Source organism: Ectopseudomonas chengduensis, from assembly GCF_900102635.1.
Classification (GTDB): Bacteria; Pseudomonadota; Gammaproteobacteria; order Pseudomonadales; family Pseudomonadaceae; genus Aquipseudomonas; species Aquipseudomonas chengduensis.
Genome location: NZ_FMZQ01000022.1, coordinates 16809 through 31814, shown reverse-complemented (window position 1 = coordinate 31814; position 15006 = coordinate 16809). Strand labels below are relative to the sequence as shown.

The 15006-nt window shown below is 63.3% G+C and carries 16 protein-coding genes; 4 read left to right on the top strand and 12 right to left on the bottom strand.

Annotated features, from left to right (window positions below; translation table 11 throughout):
• Window positions 1–12: 12 nt before the first annotated feature.
• From BLS08_RS24085 to BLS08_RS24060, 6 genes are all read right to left on the bottom strand, one after another.
• Entirely contained in the window at window positions 13–744 is a 732-nt protein-coding gene (locus BLS08_RS24085; RefSeq protein WP_017676068.1) for a hypothetical protein, read from the bottom strand.
• Window positions 745–799: 55 nt separating this feature from the next.
• Window positions 800–1180 carry a RidA family protein gene (locus BLS08_RS24080; protein ID WP_003464610.1) on the bottom strand — a complete coding sequence of 127 codons (381 nt, stop codon included), beginning with the start codon at window positions 1178–1180 and terminating at the stop codon, window positions 800–802.
• Between the two features lie 68 nt (window positions 1181–1248).
• A complete protein-coding gene (gene spoT, locus BLS08_RS24075) occupies window positions 1249–3360 on the bottom strand; it encodes a bifunctional GTP diphosphokinase/guanosine-3',5'-bis pyrophosphate 3'-pyrophosphohydrolase (protein ID WP_017676067.1) in 2112 nt (703 codons plus the stop codon).
• A gap of 63 nt (window positions 3361–3423) precedes the next feature.
• Window positions 3424–3687: a DNA-directed RNA polymerase subunit omega gene (gene rpoZ / locus BLS08_RS24070; protein WP_003464606.1), complete on the bottom strand. Its 264-nt coding sequence runs from the start codon at window positions 3685–3687 to the stop codon at window positions 3424–3426.
• Window positions 3688–3781: 94 nt separating this feature from the next.
• A complete protein-coding gene (gene gmk / locus BLS08_RS24065; protein ID WP_017676066.1) occupies window positions 3782–4399 on the bottom strand; it encodes a guanylate kinase in 618 nt (205 codons plus the stop codon).
• A 148-nt stretch (window positions 4400–4547) separates the two neighbouring features.
• Window positions 4548–5411 (bottom strand): YicC/YloC family endoribonuclease, encoded by an 864-nt coding sequence (locus tag BLS08_RS24060; RefSeq protein ID WP_017676065.1) that lies wholly within the window; start codon window positions 5409–5411, stop codon window positions 4548–4550.
• Between the two features lie 175 nt (window positions 5412–5586).
• On the opposite strand from BLS08_RS24060, the gene rph reads away from it, so the two are divergent.
• Together rph and BLS08_RS24050 are read left to right on the top strand one after the other, a co-directional pair.
• The gene (gene rph, locus BLS08_RS24055) at window positions 5587–6306 is read left to right on the top strand and encodes a ribonuclease PH (protein ID WP_017676064.1); all 720 of its coding nucleotides are present in this window, start codon (window positions 5587–5589) and stop codon (window positions 6304–6306) included.
• Between the two features lie 28 nt (window positions 6307–6334).
• Window positions 6335–6706 (top strand): DUF4870 domain-containing protein, encoded by a 372-nt coding sequence (locus BLS08_RS24050; protein WP_017676063.1) that lies wholly within the window; start codon window positions 6335–6337, stop codon window positions 6704–6706.
• Between the two features lie 59 nt (window positions 6707–6765).
• Here BLS08_RS24050 and BLS08_RS24045 read toward each other — a convergent pair whose 3' ends face one another.
• Window positions 6766–7545 (bottom strand): exodeoxyribonuclease III, encoded by a 780-nt coding sequence (locus BLS08_RS24045; RefSeq protein ID WP_017676062.1) that lies wholly within the window; start codon window positions 7543–7545, stop codon window positions 6766–6768.
• A gap of 80 nt (window positions 7546–7625) precedes the next feature.
• Between BLS08_RS24045 and pyrE the strand changes: the two genes are divergently transcribed.
• Both pyrE and BLS08_RS24035 read left to right on the top strand, forming a co-directional pair.
• A complete protein-coding gene (gene pyrE, locus BLS08_RS24040) occupies window positions 7626–8267 on the top strand; it encodes an orotate phosphoribosyltransferase (protein ID WP_013717752.1) in 642 nt (213 codons plus the stop codon).
• A 20-nt stretch (window positions 8268–8287) separates the two neighbouring features.
• Window positions 8288–8890, top strand: a complete 603-nt coding sequence (locus tag BLS08_RS24035; RefSeq protein ID WP_017676061.1) for a DUF4124 domain-containing protein — start codon at window positions 8288–8290, stop codon at window positions 8888–8890.
• A gap of 11 nt (window positions 8891–8901) precedes the next feature.
• On the opposite strand, the gene BLS08_RS24030 is transcribed toward BLS08_RS24035, so the two are convergent.
• From BLS08_RS24030 to coaBC, 5 genes are all read right to left on the bottom strand, one after another.
• Window positions 8902–9348 (bottom strand): acyl-CoA thioesterase, encoded by a 447-nt coding sequence (locus tag BLS08_RS24030; protein ID WP_017676060.1) that lies wholly within the window; start codon window positions 9346–9348, stop codon window positions 8902–8904.
• A gap of 309 nt (window positions 9349–9657) precedes the next feature.
• Window positions 9658–10563, bottom strand: a complete 906-nt coding sequence (gene argB / locus BLS08_RS24025) for an acetylglutamate kinase (protein WP_017676059.1) — start codon at window positions 10561–10563, stop codon at window positions 9658–9660.
• A gap of 24 nt (window positions 10564–10587) precedes the next feature.
• Window positions 10588–11982, bottom strand: coding sequence for a phosphomannomutase/phosphoglucomutase (gene algC / locus BLS08_RS26465; protein ID WP_201784339.1), 1395 nt, complete (start codon window positions 11980–11982; stop codon window positions 10588–10590).
• Window positions 11983–13217: 1235 nt separating this feature from the next.
• Window positions 13218–13673, bottom strand: a complete 456-nt coding sequence (gene dut / locus BLS08_RS24015; RefSeq protein WP_017676057.1) for a dUTP diphosphatase — start codon at window positions 13671–13673, stop codon at window positions 13218–13220.
• Between the two features lie 2 nt (window positions 13674–13675).
• On the bottom strand, window positions 13676–14884 hold the full coding sequence (gene coaBC / locus BLS08_RS24010; protein WP_017676056.1) for a bifunctional phosphopantothenoylcysteine decarboxylase/phosphopantothenate--cysteine ligase CoaBC: 1209 nt from the start codon (window positions 14882–14884) through the stop codon (window positions 13676–13678).
• Window positions 14885–15006 lie beyond the last annotated feature (122 nt).

Sequence of the window (15006 nt, the reverse complement as noted above, 5' to 3'; positions counted from 1 at the left end):
GGCGCCGGCTGATCAGCGGCGCTTGAGCAGCCAGCGCTGCGGGCCGGGCTGGTACTCGGGCATCTCGTCGAACTGGGCGCGGTTCTGCGCTTCGAAGATGCGCAGCTGATTGCCTTCATGCACGAACAACCAGGGGCTACCCTGATCACCGGCTTGCAGCCAAAGACTGTCATGTTCGCCGCTCATGGCCGCGCAGTCGCCTGCCAGGCACAGGGCAAAGCGTTCGGCGCCGGGCAGGCCTTGTACCTGCCCGTCGCTGTTGAAGCGCACCAGGCCGCCCTGGCCCAGACCTTCCTCGATCAGCCAGTCGCCGCCCAGGTAGTCGCGATATAGCGCCTGCTCGAAGCTGCTGCCCAGTGGCTTGGGTTCGCTGGAGCTATTGACGCGGGCGAAGTGCTGCTCGGGCCAGTATTCGCTGGCGATCTGCACCAGTTCGCCGTTCTGAATGGCGAGCTGCTCGTTGTAATCACCGTAGAAGGTTACCTGCCAACGCCCCTCTCCGGCACCCTGCAGCTTGCCCTCGGCCAGCTCGAAGCCGTTGCTGTAACTGGCCTGCTGCTGTTCGGGGTTGATCTGCCATTCGAGGTTGGGCCCATAGGCAAGCAGAGCCTCACGCAGGCGACCGCTTTCGCGGGCGGCATCGATGGCAGCCTGGTTGATCCAGGTACCGCTCGGGTCGTTGTTCGGTGTGCTGGCGCAGCCGCCGAGCAGGGCGCCGCATAGCAGCAGAGGAAGCAGACGCATGGCGATCTCCATGCCGGGGAAGGGCGAGCGGGGCCTGCTGCCCCGCTCGAACGACTTACTCGATGACCAGAATAGCGTCCATCTCCACCTGCGCGCCGCGCGGCAGAGCAGCAACGCCGATAGCGGCGCGAGCCGGGTAGGGCTGTTCGAAATAGCGGCCCATGATCTCGTTGACCTTGGCGAAGTGCGACAGGTCGGTGAGGAAGATGTTCAGCTTGACGATGTCCTTGAACGAGCCGCCGGCGGCTTCAGCAACCGCCTTGAGGTTCTCGAAGACCTGCACGGTCTGTGCTTCGAAGCCTTCGACCAGCTCCATGCTCACCGGATCCAGCGGGATCTGGCCGGACATGTACACGGTGTTGCCGGCCTTGATCGCCTGGGAGTAGGTGCCGATGGCGGCGGGGGCCTTGTCGCTGGTGATGACGGTCTTGCTCATGAATCGCTCCTTGTGAGAACTGGCTGGGTCGAGCACCCAGCCTACAGGCTGGAAATAGGGGAATTGTGTCAGGCGCGTACTCGGGTGATACGCATCACGCCCTTGAGCGCGCGAAGTTTCTTGATCACGCGGGCCAGGTGCACGCGGTCATGCACGCTGACCACCAGTTGCACCACGCTGATACGGCCGTCGCGTTCGTCCATGCTGATCTTCTCGATGTTGCCATCGGCGGCATTGACGCTGCCGGCCAGCAGGGCGATCAGGCCGCGCTGGTGTTCCAGCTCGACGCGCAGTTCGACGTTGAATTCGCCGGTGACATCCTTGGCCCAGTTGAGCTGGATGCATTTTTCCGGGTTGTGGCGGATGTCGACGATGTTCCGGCAGCTTTCCATGTGCACCACCATGCCCTTGCCGGCGGACAGGTAGCCGACGATGGGGTCGCCCGGGATCGGCGTGCAGCACTTGGCGTAGCTCATCACCAGGCCTTCGGTGCCACGGATCGCCAGGGGCCCTTCGCTGCTCGGCAGGGTTTCGTCGCCACTCTCGGCCAGCAGGCGGCGGGCCACGACGTAGGCCATGCGGTTGCCCAGGCCGATGTCTTCGAGCAGGTCCTCGATGACCTCCTGGCGGTATTCGCCGAGCACTGCCTGTACGCGCTCGGGCGCGATCTTTTCCAGGTGCGTGTCGAAGCTGGCCAGCACCTTGTTCAGCAGGCGTTCGCCGAGGCTGATCGATTCCGAGCGGCGCTGTTGCTTGAGGGCATGGCGGATATGCGTGCGTGCCTTGCCGGTGACCACGAAGTTGAGCCAGGCCGGATTCGGCCGGGCGCCCGGCGCGGTGACGATTTCTACCGTCGAGCCACTTTCCAGTGCCTGCGACAGCGGCGCCAGGCGCCGATTGATGCGGCAGGCGATGCAGGTGTTGCCGACGTCGGTGTGTACCGCGTAGGCGAAGTCGACTGCGGTGGAGCCTTTTGGCAGCTCCATGATGCGACCCTTGGGCGTGAACACGTAGACCTCGTCGGGGAACAGGTCGATCTTCACGCTTTCGATGAATTCCAGCGAGTTGCCGGCGCGCTGCTGCAGCTCCAGTACGCCCTTGACCCACTGACGCGCGCGGGCGTGGTTGCCCTTGGGCGCATCGTCCTCATTGGACTTGTACAGCCAGTGGGCGGCGATGCCGTTGTTGGCCATCTCTTCCATTTCGCGGGTGCGGATCTGGATCTCGATGGGCACGCCGTGCATGCCGAACAGCGTGGTGTGCAGCGACTGGTAGCCGTTGGCCTTGGGAATCGCGATGTAATCCTTGAAGCGGCCGGGCAGCGGCTTGTACAGGTTATGCACGGCACCGAGCACGCGGTAGCAGGTGTCGACCTTGTCGACGATGATGCGGAAGGCGTAGACGTCCATGATCTCGTTGAACGCCTTACGCTTGCCGCGCATCTTCTGGTAGATGCTGTACAGGTGCTTCTCTCGGCCGATCACCTCGCCTTCCATGCCTTCGCGCTGCAGGCACATCTGGATCGATTCCTCGATCTTGGCGACGATTTCCTTGCGGTTGCCCCGAGCGCGGCGCACAGCGGCGCGAATGCGCTCGGAGCGCATCGGGTGCATGGCCTTGAAGCCCAGGTCTTCGAACTCCACACGCATGTTGTGCATGCCCAGCCGGTTGGCGATGGGGGCGTAGATTTCCAGGGTTTCCTTGGCGATGCGCCGGCTCTTCTCGTGCGGCATGGCATCGAGGGTGCGCATGTTGTGCAGGCGGTCGGCGAGCTTGACCAGAATCACGCGGATGTCGCGGGCCATGGCCATGGCCATCTTCTGGAAGTTCTCGGCCTGCGCCTCGGCCTTGGTCTCGAAGTTCATCTGGGTCAGTTTGCTGACCCCGTCGACCAGTTCGGCCACGGTTTCGCCGAACTGCGCGTTGAGTGCTTCCTTGGCGATGCCGGTGTCTTCGATGACGTCGTGCAGCATGGCGGCCATCAGGCTCTGATGATCCATGTGCATGTCGGCGAGGATGCTGGCCACGGCCAGCGGATGGGTCACGTAGGCTTCGCCACTGCGGCGGCGTTGGCCATCGTGCGCCTGTTCGGCGTAGAAGTAGGCTCGGCGAACCAGGTTGACCTGGTCATGGCCGAGGTAGGTCGAAAGTCGGTCGGCGAGAGCGTCTATACCAGCCATGGGGTATTCCCCTCATGACCGGTTTGGCTACCCGCCGCGCAACTTCGACCCGGCATCATCGACTTACAGAGGCTCGTTGGCCTCTTCCTCGAAGGCGGCGAACAGCGGTTCTTCTTCGACGATATCGTCCTGGGCGATCACGTCGTAGTCCACCAGGCCGGCAGCGATTTCGCGCAGGGCCACCACGGTGGGCTTGTCGTTTTCCCACGCCACTTTCGGCTCTTTGCCGCCGGTGGCCAGCTGGCGCGAACGCTTGGTCGCGAGCATGACCAGTTCGAAGCGGTTATCAACGTTGTCCAGGCAATCTTCGACGGTAACGCGAGCCATGGTGTTCCTCGTAACTTGTGCGGATAAGCTTGGCCCGAGCGGGCGAGCGGACTGGATAGTCTAAAAAATCACCAGCGACAATGGAAGCGCTGTTTTACGCCAGCAGTTCGCTGAGCAGCCCGGCATGGCGCTGCTGTTGCTGTGTTTGCGACAACTGGTTGCTGCGGAAGATGGCTTTCAGGTCGCTCAAGGCATGGTTGAAGTCGTCGTTGATCACCAGGTAGTCGTATTCGACGTAGTGGCTCATCTCGCTGACGGCCTCGCGCATGCGTCGTTCGATGATCTCGCCGCTGTCCTGGCCGCGGTTGGTCAGGCGGTGACGCAAAGCTTCCTGGGTCGGCGGCAGGATGAAGATGGATTTGGCCTGCGGCATCAGCTTGCGCACTTGCTGTGCCCCCTGCCAGTCGATCTCCAGGATCAGGTCGAAGCCTTCGGCCAGGGTCTGCTCGACCCATTTCTGCGAGGTGCCGTAGAAATTGTCGAACACCTGGGCGTGCTCGAGGAACTCGCTGCGTTCGATCATGGCATTGAACTGCGCATGGTCGATGAAGTGGTAGTTGACCCCGTCCACCTCGCCTGGGCGCATGGCACGGGTGGTATGCGAGACCGAGACGCGAATCTGCGCCTCGCTGTCGATCAGGGCCTTGACCAGGCTGGTCTTGCCGGCGCCGGAGGGAGCGGAAACGATGTATAGGGTGCCGGTGGTGGCCATTAGAGCTTCCTGAGCAAATCTTGATGGGCGTGAAAACGTAGCGAGCGACGGCTAGACAAGGCGAAATCAGGTGAGAAAGCGGAGTTTACGACTGTAAATGAGCATTTCGAACCTGATTTCAACGCGGTATAGCCTAGCGCAGCAGTTTTCACTCGATGTTCTGTACTTGCTCGCGCATCTGTTCGATGAGCACCTTCAGATTGACCGCAGCCTGCGTGCTGCGCGGATCGAAGGCCTTGGAGCCGAGGGTGTTGGCCTCGCGGTTGAGCTCCTGCATCAAAAAATCCAGGCGCCGTCCGGCAGCGCCGCCGGCCTTGAGCACGCGACGCACTTCGCTGACGTGGGTGCTGAGGCGATCCAGCTCCTCGGCCACGTCGCTCTTCTGCGCGAGCAGCACCAGCTCCTGCTCCAGACGTTGCGGATCGAGCTCGGCCTGCATTTCGGCGAAGCGGGTTTCGATCTTGGCGCGCTGCCCGACGAGCATCTGCGGCACCAGTTCGCGCAGGGCGGCGACTTCGTCGAGGATGCTGTCGAGGCGCTCATTGAGCAGCTTGGCCAGCTCGGCGCCTTCGCGGGCACGGCCGGCCTTGAGTTCACCCAGTGCCTGGTCGAACAGCTTCAGAGCGGCAGCGTTCAGCGCCTGCGGGTCGGCCGAGTCGGCCACCAGCACGCCGGGCCATGCCAGCACTTCCAGCGGGTTGAGCGGGGCCGGCTGCTGGATCAGTGCGGCGACCTGTTCGGCAGCGGCAATCAGTTGGCGGGCGCGGTCGGCGTCGACCTGCAGCGGCTTGCCGGCACTTTCTTCGGCGAAGCGCAGGGTGCATTCCACCTTGCCGCGTGACAGGCCCTGGCGCAGCGCTTCGCGCACCGCGCCTTCGAGGTCGCGGAAGGCTTCCGGCAGGCGCAGGTGCGGTTCGAGATAGCGGTGGTTGACCGAGCGCAGCTCCCAGCTCAGTGTGCCGTGAGCGGTTGCCTGCTCATTGCGGGCAAAGGCCGTCATGCTGTGAACCATGGGATACCTCGTGGAAGTCGGCTCGAAAAACGCAGGATTGTAGCTCACGGCGCCTACCCATTTCATGTGCAGGCGATCGGGCCTGCCATCTGCTGGCGCCAATTCGGCGTGTCGCCTTGCTCGACCGCCCCCTATAATGCGTGCTGTTTTCACTTAATGAAGTAGGTATCGCTCGATGAAACGTCCCAGTGGCCGCGCCGCCGATCAGTTGCGCTCGATTCGCATCACCCGCAACTACACCAAGCACGCCGAGGGCTCGGTGCTGGTGGAGTTCGGCGATACCAAGGTGATCTGCACCGTCAGCGTCGAGTCGGGCGTGCCGCGTTTCCTCAAGGGTCAGGGCCAGGGCTGGCTGACTGCCGAATACGGCATGCTGCCGCGCGCCACCGGCGAGCGTAACCAGCGTGAGGCCAGCCGCGGCAAGCAGGGCGGGCGTACTTTGGAAATCCAGCGCCTCATCGGCCGTTCGCTGCGCGCAGCATTGGACATGACCAAGCTGGGCGAGAACACCCTGTACGTCGATTGCGACGTGATCCAGGCTGACGGTGGCACCCGCACCGCCTCCATCACTGGCGCCATGGTGGCGCTGATCGATGCCCTGAAAGTGCTGAAAAAGCGTGGTTCGCTCAAGGGCGAGCCACTCAAGCAGATGATCGCAGCGGTGTCGGTCGGCATCTACCAGGGCGAGCCGGTGCTGGATCTGGACTACCTGGAAGACTCCGCCGCCGAGACCGACCTCAACGTGGTAATGACCAATGCCGGCGGCTTCATCGAAGTGCAGGGTACTGCCGAAGGCGCGCCGTTCCAGCCTGACGAATTCAACGCCATGCTGGCACTGGCACAGAAGGGCATGAACGAGATCTTTGAACTGCAGAAGGCCGCTCTGGTCGACTGAAATCTTTAGCCGAGCAAGGAGCACCCGTATGAACGACGATATGCAAAACCCGGTTCCGACGCCCAGTCAGGAAGCGCGTCAGTGGGCCATGTTCTGCCACTTCGCCGCGTTTCTCGGCCTGGTGTTCCCCTTCGGCAATCTGCTTGGCCCGCTGATCATCTGGCAGATCAAGAAAGACCTCGACCCCTTCGTCGATGCGCAGGGCAAGGAAGCGCTGAACTTCCAGATCAGCGTGGCATTGGCCGCAGTGGTCTGTTTCATTCTGATGGTGGTGGTGATCGGCTTCCCGCTGCTGATGCTGTTGGGCCTGGCGGCGCTGGTGTTGACCATCATCGCGGGTATCAAGGCCAACGAAGGGCAACCCTATCGCTACCCCTTCAGTTGGCGTTTGGTGAAGTAAACCTGCGCGCAACAGAAAGCCGGCGATCAGCCGGCTTTTTCATACCTGTTACCTGTCGATCAGATGCTGAGAATCCAGTCGTAATCGACGATCAGCGGCGCATGCTGGGAGAAGCGCGGCTGACGTGGCAGGCGTGCGCTGCGCACACTACGGCGCATGCCCGGAGTGAGCAGCTGGTAGTCGAAGCGGTAGCCCAGGTTGAGCATTTCCGCTTGCTCGTTATCCGGCCACCAGCTGAACTGGTCACCTTCGCGGCTGACTTCGCGCAGGGCATCGACATAACCCATATTGCCAACCACCTCGTCCATCCAGGCGCGCTCGGGCGCCAGGAAACCTGGTGATTGCTGGCAGTCACGCCAGTTCTTCACGTCCAGCTTCTGGTGCGCTACATGCAGCGAGCCGCAGTAGATGTACTCGCGACGCTTGCGGCGTTGCTTGTCCAGATAATGGGTGAAGTCGTCCATGAACTTGAATTTCTGATTCAAGCTCTCGTCACCGTCCCGCCCGCTTGGCAGCAGCAGAGTGGCGATACTTACCTTGTCGAAATCGGCCTGCAGGTAGCGCCCGTAGCGATCGGCCATCTCGAAGCCGAGGCCGCTGATCACCGCCTTGGGTTGCAATCGCGAGTAGAGCGCCACGCCACCTTGGCTGGGCACTTCACCGTCGCATGCATAGAGGAAATAACCATCCAGTTGGAAGGCTTGGTCGTCCATTTCAAAGGCGGAGGCACGGGTGTCTTGCAGGCAGATCACGTCGGCATTCTGGGCTTGCAGCCAGCTGAGCAGACCTCGCTCGGCCGCAGCCTGAATACCATTCACGTTCACACTGATGATCCGCATAAATGGCCCCCAAAAACACGTGCGTGTATGATACCCGAGCTCACCTCATTTAGCTAAATCCGTGCCGTCCGGGACTTTTCATGCAAGCGTACCAGCGCGATTTCATTCGCTTTGCCATCGAACGCGGTGTTCTGCGTTTCGGTCAGTTCACCCTCAAGTCCGGGCGTACCAGCCCTTATTTCTTCAATGCCGGCCTGTTCGACAGCGGTCTGGCGCTGGCTCAGCTGGGGCGTTTTTACGCGGCTGCGATCGTCGATAGCGGGATCGACTTCGACGTGCTGTTCGGCCCGGCCTACAAGGGCATTCCGCTGGCTGCGACCACCGCCGTGGCGCTGGCCGAGCATCATCAGCGCGATCTGCCCTGGTGCTTCAACCGCAAGGAAGCCAAGGACCATGGCGAGGGCGGCACCCTGGTTGGCGCGCCGCTCAAGGGCCGTGTGCTGATCGTCGATGACGTGATCACTGCCGGCACCGCAATCCGTGAGGTCATGCAGATCATCCAGGGGCAGGGCGCTCAGGCTGCCGGCACCCTGATCGCGCTGAACCGTCAGGAGCGTGGCCAGGGCGAGCTTTCCGCCATTCAGGAAGTCGAGCGCGACTTCGGCATGCCCGTAGTGAGCATCGTGTCACTCGAACAGGTACTGGAATATCTGGCAGGGGATGCTGAACTGAAGCAATATCTGCCGGCTGTCGAGGCCTATCGCGCCGAGTACGGAATCTAGCCCTAGCACAAGGTCGTCCTATGCCTGCACCGCTCCTGACCCGCTGTACGCTGCTTTGTAGCCTGCTGCTGCCGTTGTCGGGAGTGGCTGCCGAGCTCTATCGTTATGTCGACGACAAGGGCGTGACAGTGCTCAGCCGCCAGGGTGTGCCGCCCGAGTTCATCGGCAAGGGGTACGAGGTGCTCAATGATCAGGGGCGCGTGCTGCGGGTGATCCCGCCAGCCCCTACGCCCGAAGAGTTCGCCCGTATGCAGGCGGACAAGGCGCGTGCCAGCAGCGATGCCCAGTTGCTGCGTCTGTACACCAATCTCGACGATGTCGACCGTGCCCGTGAGCGCAAGCTGGCCGAGCTCGACAGCGTCACCAGCGTCGCGCGTGGCAATCTGCAGTCGGTGCGTACTCAGCAGGCCAACCTGCAGAGCCAGGCCGCCGACCATGAGCGTGCCGGGCGCCAGGTGCCGGAACATTTGCTGGCGCAGATCAACAACCTCAAGGAAGAGCAGCAGCGCCTGCAGCGTGATATCGCGCGTTACAAGGAAGCCCGTACTCAGGCCGAGGCCGGTTTTGCCGCTGATCGCGCACGGCTGGCCGAGCTGTTCGGCGAGCCGCAGAAAAAGCCTTAGGGCTCAGTCATTCAGCCTTGCGGCTGAGTCTTCTCGAAACTCTCGATCTTTTCCCTGAGCCACTGCGGCAGTGGGGCGCTGCTGCGTGTTGCACCGTCGGCGTGAACATAGACGATTTCGCCGCTGGTCAGTAGCTCGCCGTCGCGCCAGATGCCGAGCGCAAAGGTCAGGCTGGATCGGCCCAGGCGCGCGCTGCGCACGCCAATCTGCAGTTGATCGTCGAAGCGCGCCGGGGCGCGGTATTCGAGCAAGGTGCGGATGGCGAAGAAATCGCCGCCGTCCTGTGCCAGGTCACCCGGATAGGCGACGCCCAGCGCGCGAAAGTATTCGGTGATGGCAACGTCGGCGTAGGTCAGGTAGTGGCCGTTGAAGACGATGCTTTGCGGATCGACTTCGGCCCAGCGCACGCGCAAGGCGTGGAAGAAACTGAACTGGCTGAGTTCGGGCAGGCTGCTCATGGGCGTTCCTTATCAGGGGTGCCTGGTGAGCGTGCATGTTGAGGAGGGTTGCGGCAAGTTTGAGTCGGTGTGCGGATGGCTTGCGATAAGGCTGCGCGATGGTCGGCGTCATCTCGTAGGGTGCGCCGTGCGCACCGGTTTGACGGTGCGCTTGCAATACCCTCTCCCGCCCTGCGGGCACCCCGCTCCGCGCCCCGGCCTGATCGCCAGCGATCAGGCGCTCATCGGCGCAGGAAGCAGTGCTTCCAAAAGCGCGCCTCTTCGCCCCAGGGGGAGAGGGTCATCAGAAGGCCGCGTAGCGGCCGCTGTCTAAGGACGCTTGCGGTTGCTGATCATGGTGCCGTTGCCGATATCGGTGAAGATCTCCAGCAGCACTGCATTGGGTACACGGCCATCGATGATGTGCGAACTGGTCACGCCACCCTGCACCGCTTCCAGGGCGCATTTGATCTTCGGCAGCATGCCGCCGTAGATGGTGCCGTCGGCAATAAGATCGTTGACCTGCTCGGTGGTGAGGCCGGTGAGCACCTCACCCTGCTTGTTCATCAGGCCGGCGATGTTGGTCAGCAGCATCAGTTTCTCGGCCTTCAGCGCCTCAGCCACCTTGCCAGCGACCAGGTCGGCGTTGATGTTGTAGGACTCACCGCCCGGGCCTACGCCGATGGGCGCGATGACCGGGATGAAGTCGCCCTTGACCAGCATGTTCAGCAGGTCAGTGTTGACCCCGGTGACCTCGCCGACATGGCCGATGTCGATGATTTCCGGCTGGGTCATCTCTGGCGTCTGGCGGCTGACCGTGAGCTTCTTGGCGCGGATCAGGCCGGCATCCTTACCGGTCAGGCCGATAGCGCTGCCGCCATGCTGGTTGATCAGGTTGACGATGCTCTTGTTGACCTGGCCGCCGAGCACCATTTCCACCACGTCCATGGTGGCGGTGTCAGTGACCCGCATGCCGTCGATGAAGTGGCTCTCGATGGACAGGCGCTTGAGTAGATCACCGATCTGCGGGCCGCCGCCGTGCACCACCACCGGGTTGATGCCGACCGCCTTCATCAGCACGATGTCGCGGGCGAAGCCCTGCTTGAGCTCCTCGCTTTCCATGGCGTTGCCGCCGTACTTGATCACCAGGGTCTTGCCGACGAAGCGGCGAATGTAGGGCAGGGCTTCGGACAGTACCTTGGCAACCTGGGCAGCGGCGTCACGCTCGAGGGTCATGCAGGGGCTCCTGGAACAAATCGGTCAAAAGGGCAGTTGCAGGTCGGGGGCGACCTTGAGCAGTTGGGCGCGGAACACATCTTGGATACGCTCCAGCTCTTCCTGGGTGTCGGCCTCGAAGCGCAGCACCAGCACTGGTGTGGTGTTGGACGCGCGGATCAGGCCCCAGCCCTTGGGATAATCGACGCGTACACCGTCGATGCTGGTGATGTTCGCCTCGCCCCACTGGCCTTCACGCTGCAGGCGTTCGATCATGCCGAACTTGGTCTGCTCGGTGACCTTGATGTTGATTTCCGGCGTGGAAATGTCGCTGGGGAAGGCGCTGAACACCTGCTCGGCGTTGCGTTTTTCCAGGCTGAGGATTTCCAGCAGACGGGCAGCGCTGTAGATGCCGTCGTCGAAACCGTACCAGCGCTCCTTGAAGAAGATGTGACCGCTCATCTCGCCGGCCAGCAGGGCACCGGTTTCCTTCATTTTCTTCTTGATCAGCGAATGGCCGGTCTTCCACATCACCGGGCGCCCGCCGTAGCCGCTGATCAGCGGGGTCAGGCGACGGGTGCATTTGACGTCGAAGATGATGTCGGCGCCGGGGTTACGCGAGACCACGTCCTTGGCGAACAGCATCAGCAGGCGGTCGGGGTAGACGATGTTACCGGTGTTGGTCACCACGCCGACGCGGTCACCGTCGCCGTCGAAGGCCAGGCCCAGGTCGGCGTTTTCCGCTTTGACGCGGGCGATCAGGTCGACCAGGTTCTCCGGTTTGCCCGGATCCGGGTGGTGATTGGGGAAGGTGCCGTCCACTTCGCAGAACAGCGGAATCACGCTGCAGCCCAGGGCTTCGATCAGTTGTGGGGCGATCACGCCAGCGGCGCCATTGCCGCAGTCGACCACCACGCGCAGTGGCTTGGCCAGGGCGATGTCGTCACGAATGGTCTTGAAGTAGCGCTGCAGCACGTCGACCTGCTGCACGCTGCCGACGCCTGTGGCCAGGTCGTTGTTGTCCAGGCGTGTCTTCAGCGCGAGGATCTGTTCGTTGGCCAGGGTATCGCCGGCGATGATGATCTTGAAGCCGTTGTAGTCCGGCGGATTGTGGCTGCCGGTGAGCATCACGGCCGAGCGGCCTTCCAGCACGTTGGCGGCAAAGTACACCACCGGGGTCGGCACCATGCCGATATCGGTCACTTCGCAGCCGCAGTCGAGCAGGCCTTGTACCAGTTGCTGCAGCAGTTCCGGGCCGGAGAGGCGGCCGTCGCGGCCGACGATGACCTTGGGCTCGCCCTGGGCCAGGCTCTGCGAGCCGATGGCGCGGCCAATCCAGTAGGCATATTCGGCGGTCAGGGTGTCGCCCACCACGCCACGGATGTCGTAGGCGCGGAAAATGTCGGCGGGAAGTGTAGGGGCGCTTTGGCTAGTGCTCATTGCGGGGCTCTGCTCCAGTCCCAGGAGATCCTGGTCTTCATCGAGAATGTCGATATCGAGGATATCGGTGTCCTGAAACAGCGGGTCGACCAGCTCGGCTGGCTTGGCTGCCGGCTGAGCGGCGGGTGCCGCGGCTGTTCCTTTAACGGGGGTGCTGCTGCCTTCAGCGCTACTGCGGCGCGGCAATCGTGCCAGGCTTTGGGCCAGCGCATCGAGCACCGGCATGCTGAGGCTGAAGGCTTTGACGTTCTTACCGGCGGAGAGTTCTTTGAGCATTTGCCCGAGTTGCTGGGCGTCGAGATTGACGCGCCGCTGCAGCGCGCCCTGCACCAGGACCATGCCGATCAGGGCGCCGCCCAGTGCAAGCAGGAACGCGAGGCCGAGCATCGCTGGGGAAATGCTGCCTTGAGCCAGGCCGGGGCCGGGGGTGAAGCTGATCTTCCAGTACGGATTGCCGGTGGCGAAGGTCTGCGCAGCGGCTGCGTCGCCTGCCTGGCCGCGCTGTAGCAGCACCTGCGCCGGTGTGTTGGCGAACTGCTGCACCAGCTGCACCTGGCCATACTCGGGTGGTAGCGCCGGCACAGCTGCGAGCAGTCGCTGCAGGTCGAAGGCCAGCAGCAGCGTACCCTGGGCCGGCTGATTCTCACTCAGGCGCAGGGCCACGGCGCTGTAGGCCAGCCAGCGCTCACCCACGCGATAGGCTTCGGTAGCGGGTTGCTGACCGCTTTCGGTACGGCGCAGCATGTCCAGGCCGGCGAAGTTCATCGGCGCGGCTCGGGAGGTGTTCTGTACCGCTTCGCCGCGGCGATTGAGATGGGCATCGATCACGCCATCCCAGTAGCCCAGGCGCCGCTCGACTTCGCTGACCCGCAGGTTGTCGCCGCTTTGCAGGGCTTGCAACAGCTCTGGGTTGCGAGCGGTGGCGAGGCTGTCGGCCTGCAATTGCTTGAGTGCCTGCTGCACGGCGGCAGCCTGGTTGCTGCCAATGACCTGCACCAGCTCTGCCTGGCGTGCCTGGCTGCTGCTGTTGTCGGCAAACCACAGCAGCGCGGCGCCTGCGGCGCCGCCTATCACGGCGGCCAGCAGACCGGGTAACAGTGCGCCCAGAAAGGTGTTCGCCGTCTTGCCTTCGGGCTTGCTCGGCACCAGGCTGGCAGCCGTGTTGGCTTCCTTGGCAGTACGCTTGAAGAGTTTCACGTGGGTGCTCCTCGGCGGGTCGTCCTGTGGGGTATGAGTCAGTGGCTACCGGAGTGGCCGAAGCCGCCGGCGCCACGCTGGGTCTCGTCGAACTGCTCGACCAGCTCGAAGTGAGCCTGCACCACCGGTACCAGCACCAACTGCGCGATGCGCTCGCCGATGGCGATGGTGAAAGGCGTCTGGCCACGGTTCCAGCACGACACCATCAGTTCGCCCTGGTAGTCCGAGTCGATAAGGCCGACCAGGTTGCCGAGCACGATGCCGTGTTTGTGGCCCAGGCCCGAGCGCGGCAGGATCATCGCGGCCAGGCCAGGGTCGCCAATGTAGATCGACAGGCCGGTGGGGATCAGCACGGTCTGGCCTGGCTCGAGGACGATCTGCTCCTTGAGCATGGCGCGCAGGTCGAGGCCGGCGGAACCGGGTGTGGCGTATTGCGGCAGCGGGAATTCCTGGCCGAGGCGGGGATCGAGGATCTTGGCTTGCAGAGCGTGCATGGTCAGTTCTTGTTCAGTCGTTCGGCGATAAGGGTGATCAACTGGCGGGCGATCTTGCCCTTGCTGGTCTGGGCGAAACTGGTTTGCTGCAGCCCACGGTCGATCACGGTGATGGCGTTCTCTTCACTATTGAAGCCGATGCTGGGGTTGGCCACGTCATTGGCGACGATCAGGTCGAGATTCTTGTCGCGCAGCTTGCGCGAGGCATATTCGAGCAGGTTCTCGGTCTCGGCGGCGAAACCCACGCTGAACGGGCGATCCTCGCGGCCGGCGATGGTGGCGAGGATATCCGGGTTGCGCACCATTTGCAGGAGCATCCCTTCGCCACTGCTGGGGTCTTTCTTCAATTTGTGCTGGGCTACCACTTCCGGGCGGTAGTCGGCCACCGCGGCGGCGGCGATCAGCACGTCGCAGGGCATCGCCGCTTCGCAAGCGGCAAGCATGTCGCGGGCGCTGACCACGTCGATGCGGCTGACCCGGTCCGGCGTCGGCAGGTGCACCGGACCGCTGACCAGGGTCACGCGCGCGCCGGCTTCGGCGGCGGCCTCGGCCAGGGCGAAGCCCATCTTGCCGGAGCTGTGGTTGGTGATGTAACGCACCGGGTCGATGTTTTCCTGAGTCGGGCCGGCGGTGATCAGGATATGCAGGCCATCGAGCGCCTGGCGCTGGAAGCAGTCGGCGGCCAGCTGGGCCAGATCATTGGCTTCGAGCATGCGACCGAGGCCGACATCGCCACAGGCCTGGCTGCCGGATGCCGGGCCGAACAGGCGCATGCCGCGACTTTGCAGCAGTTCGAGGTTGGCCTGGGTGGCGGCGTCGCGCCACATGGCCTGGTTCATCGCCGGAGCCAGAGCAATCGGCGCATCGGTAGCCAGTACCAGGGTGGTCAGCAGGTCGTTGGCCACACCCTGCGCGAGGCGCGCGATAAGGTCGGCGGTGGCAGGAGCGATGAGGATCAGATCAGCCCAGCGCGCCAGCTCGATATGGCCCATCGCCGCTTCGGCGGCCGGGTCGAGCAGGTCGAGGTGCACGGGGTGGCCGGACAGGGCCTGCAGGGTCAGCGGGGTGATGAACTCGCGTCCGCCCTGGGTCATCACCACGCGGACTTCGGCGCCTTGATCCTTGAGTCGGCGAACCAGTTCGGCGCTCTTGTAGGCAGCAATACCGCCCCCCACGCCGACGATGATGCGTTTGCGATACAGCCGCTGCATAGGCCTGCCTTTTATATACCGGTGGATGTGCGCCACGTGACCAACGCCTCCCCAGGCCGGCCCCGTGTAAAAAGATGGGCTACGATAGCACAGCGCCCGCAGCGGAACAGCGGGCGCCTGGC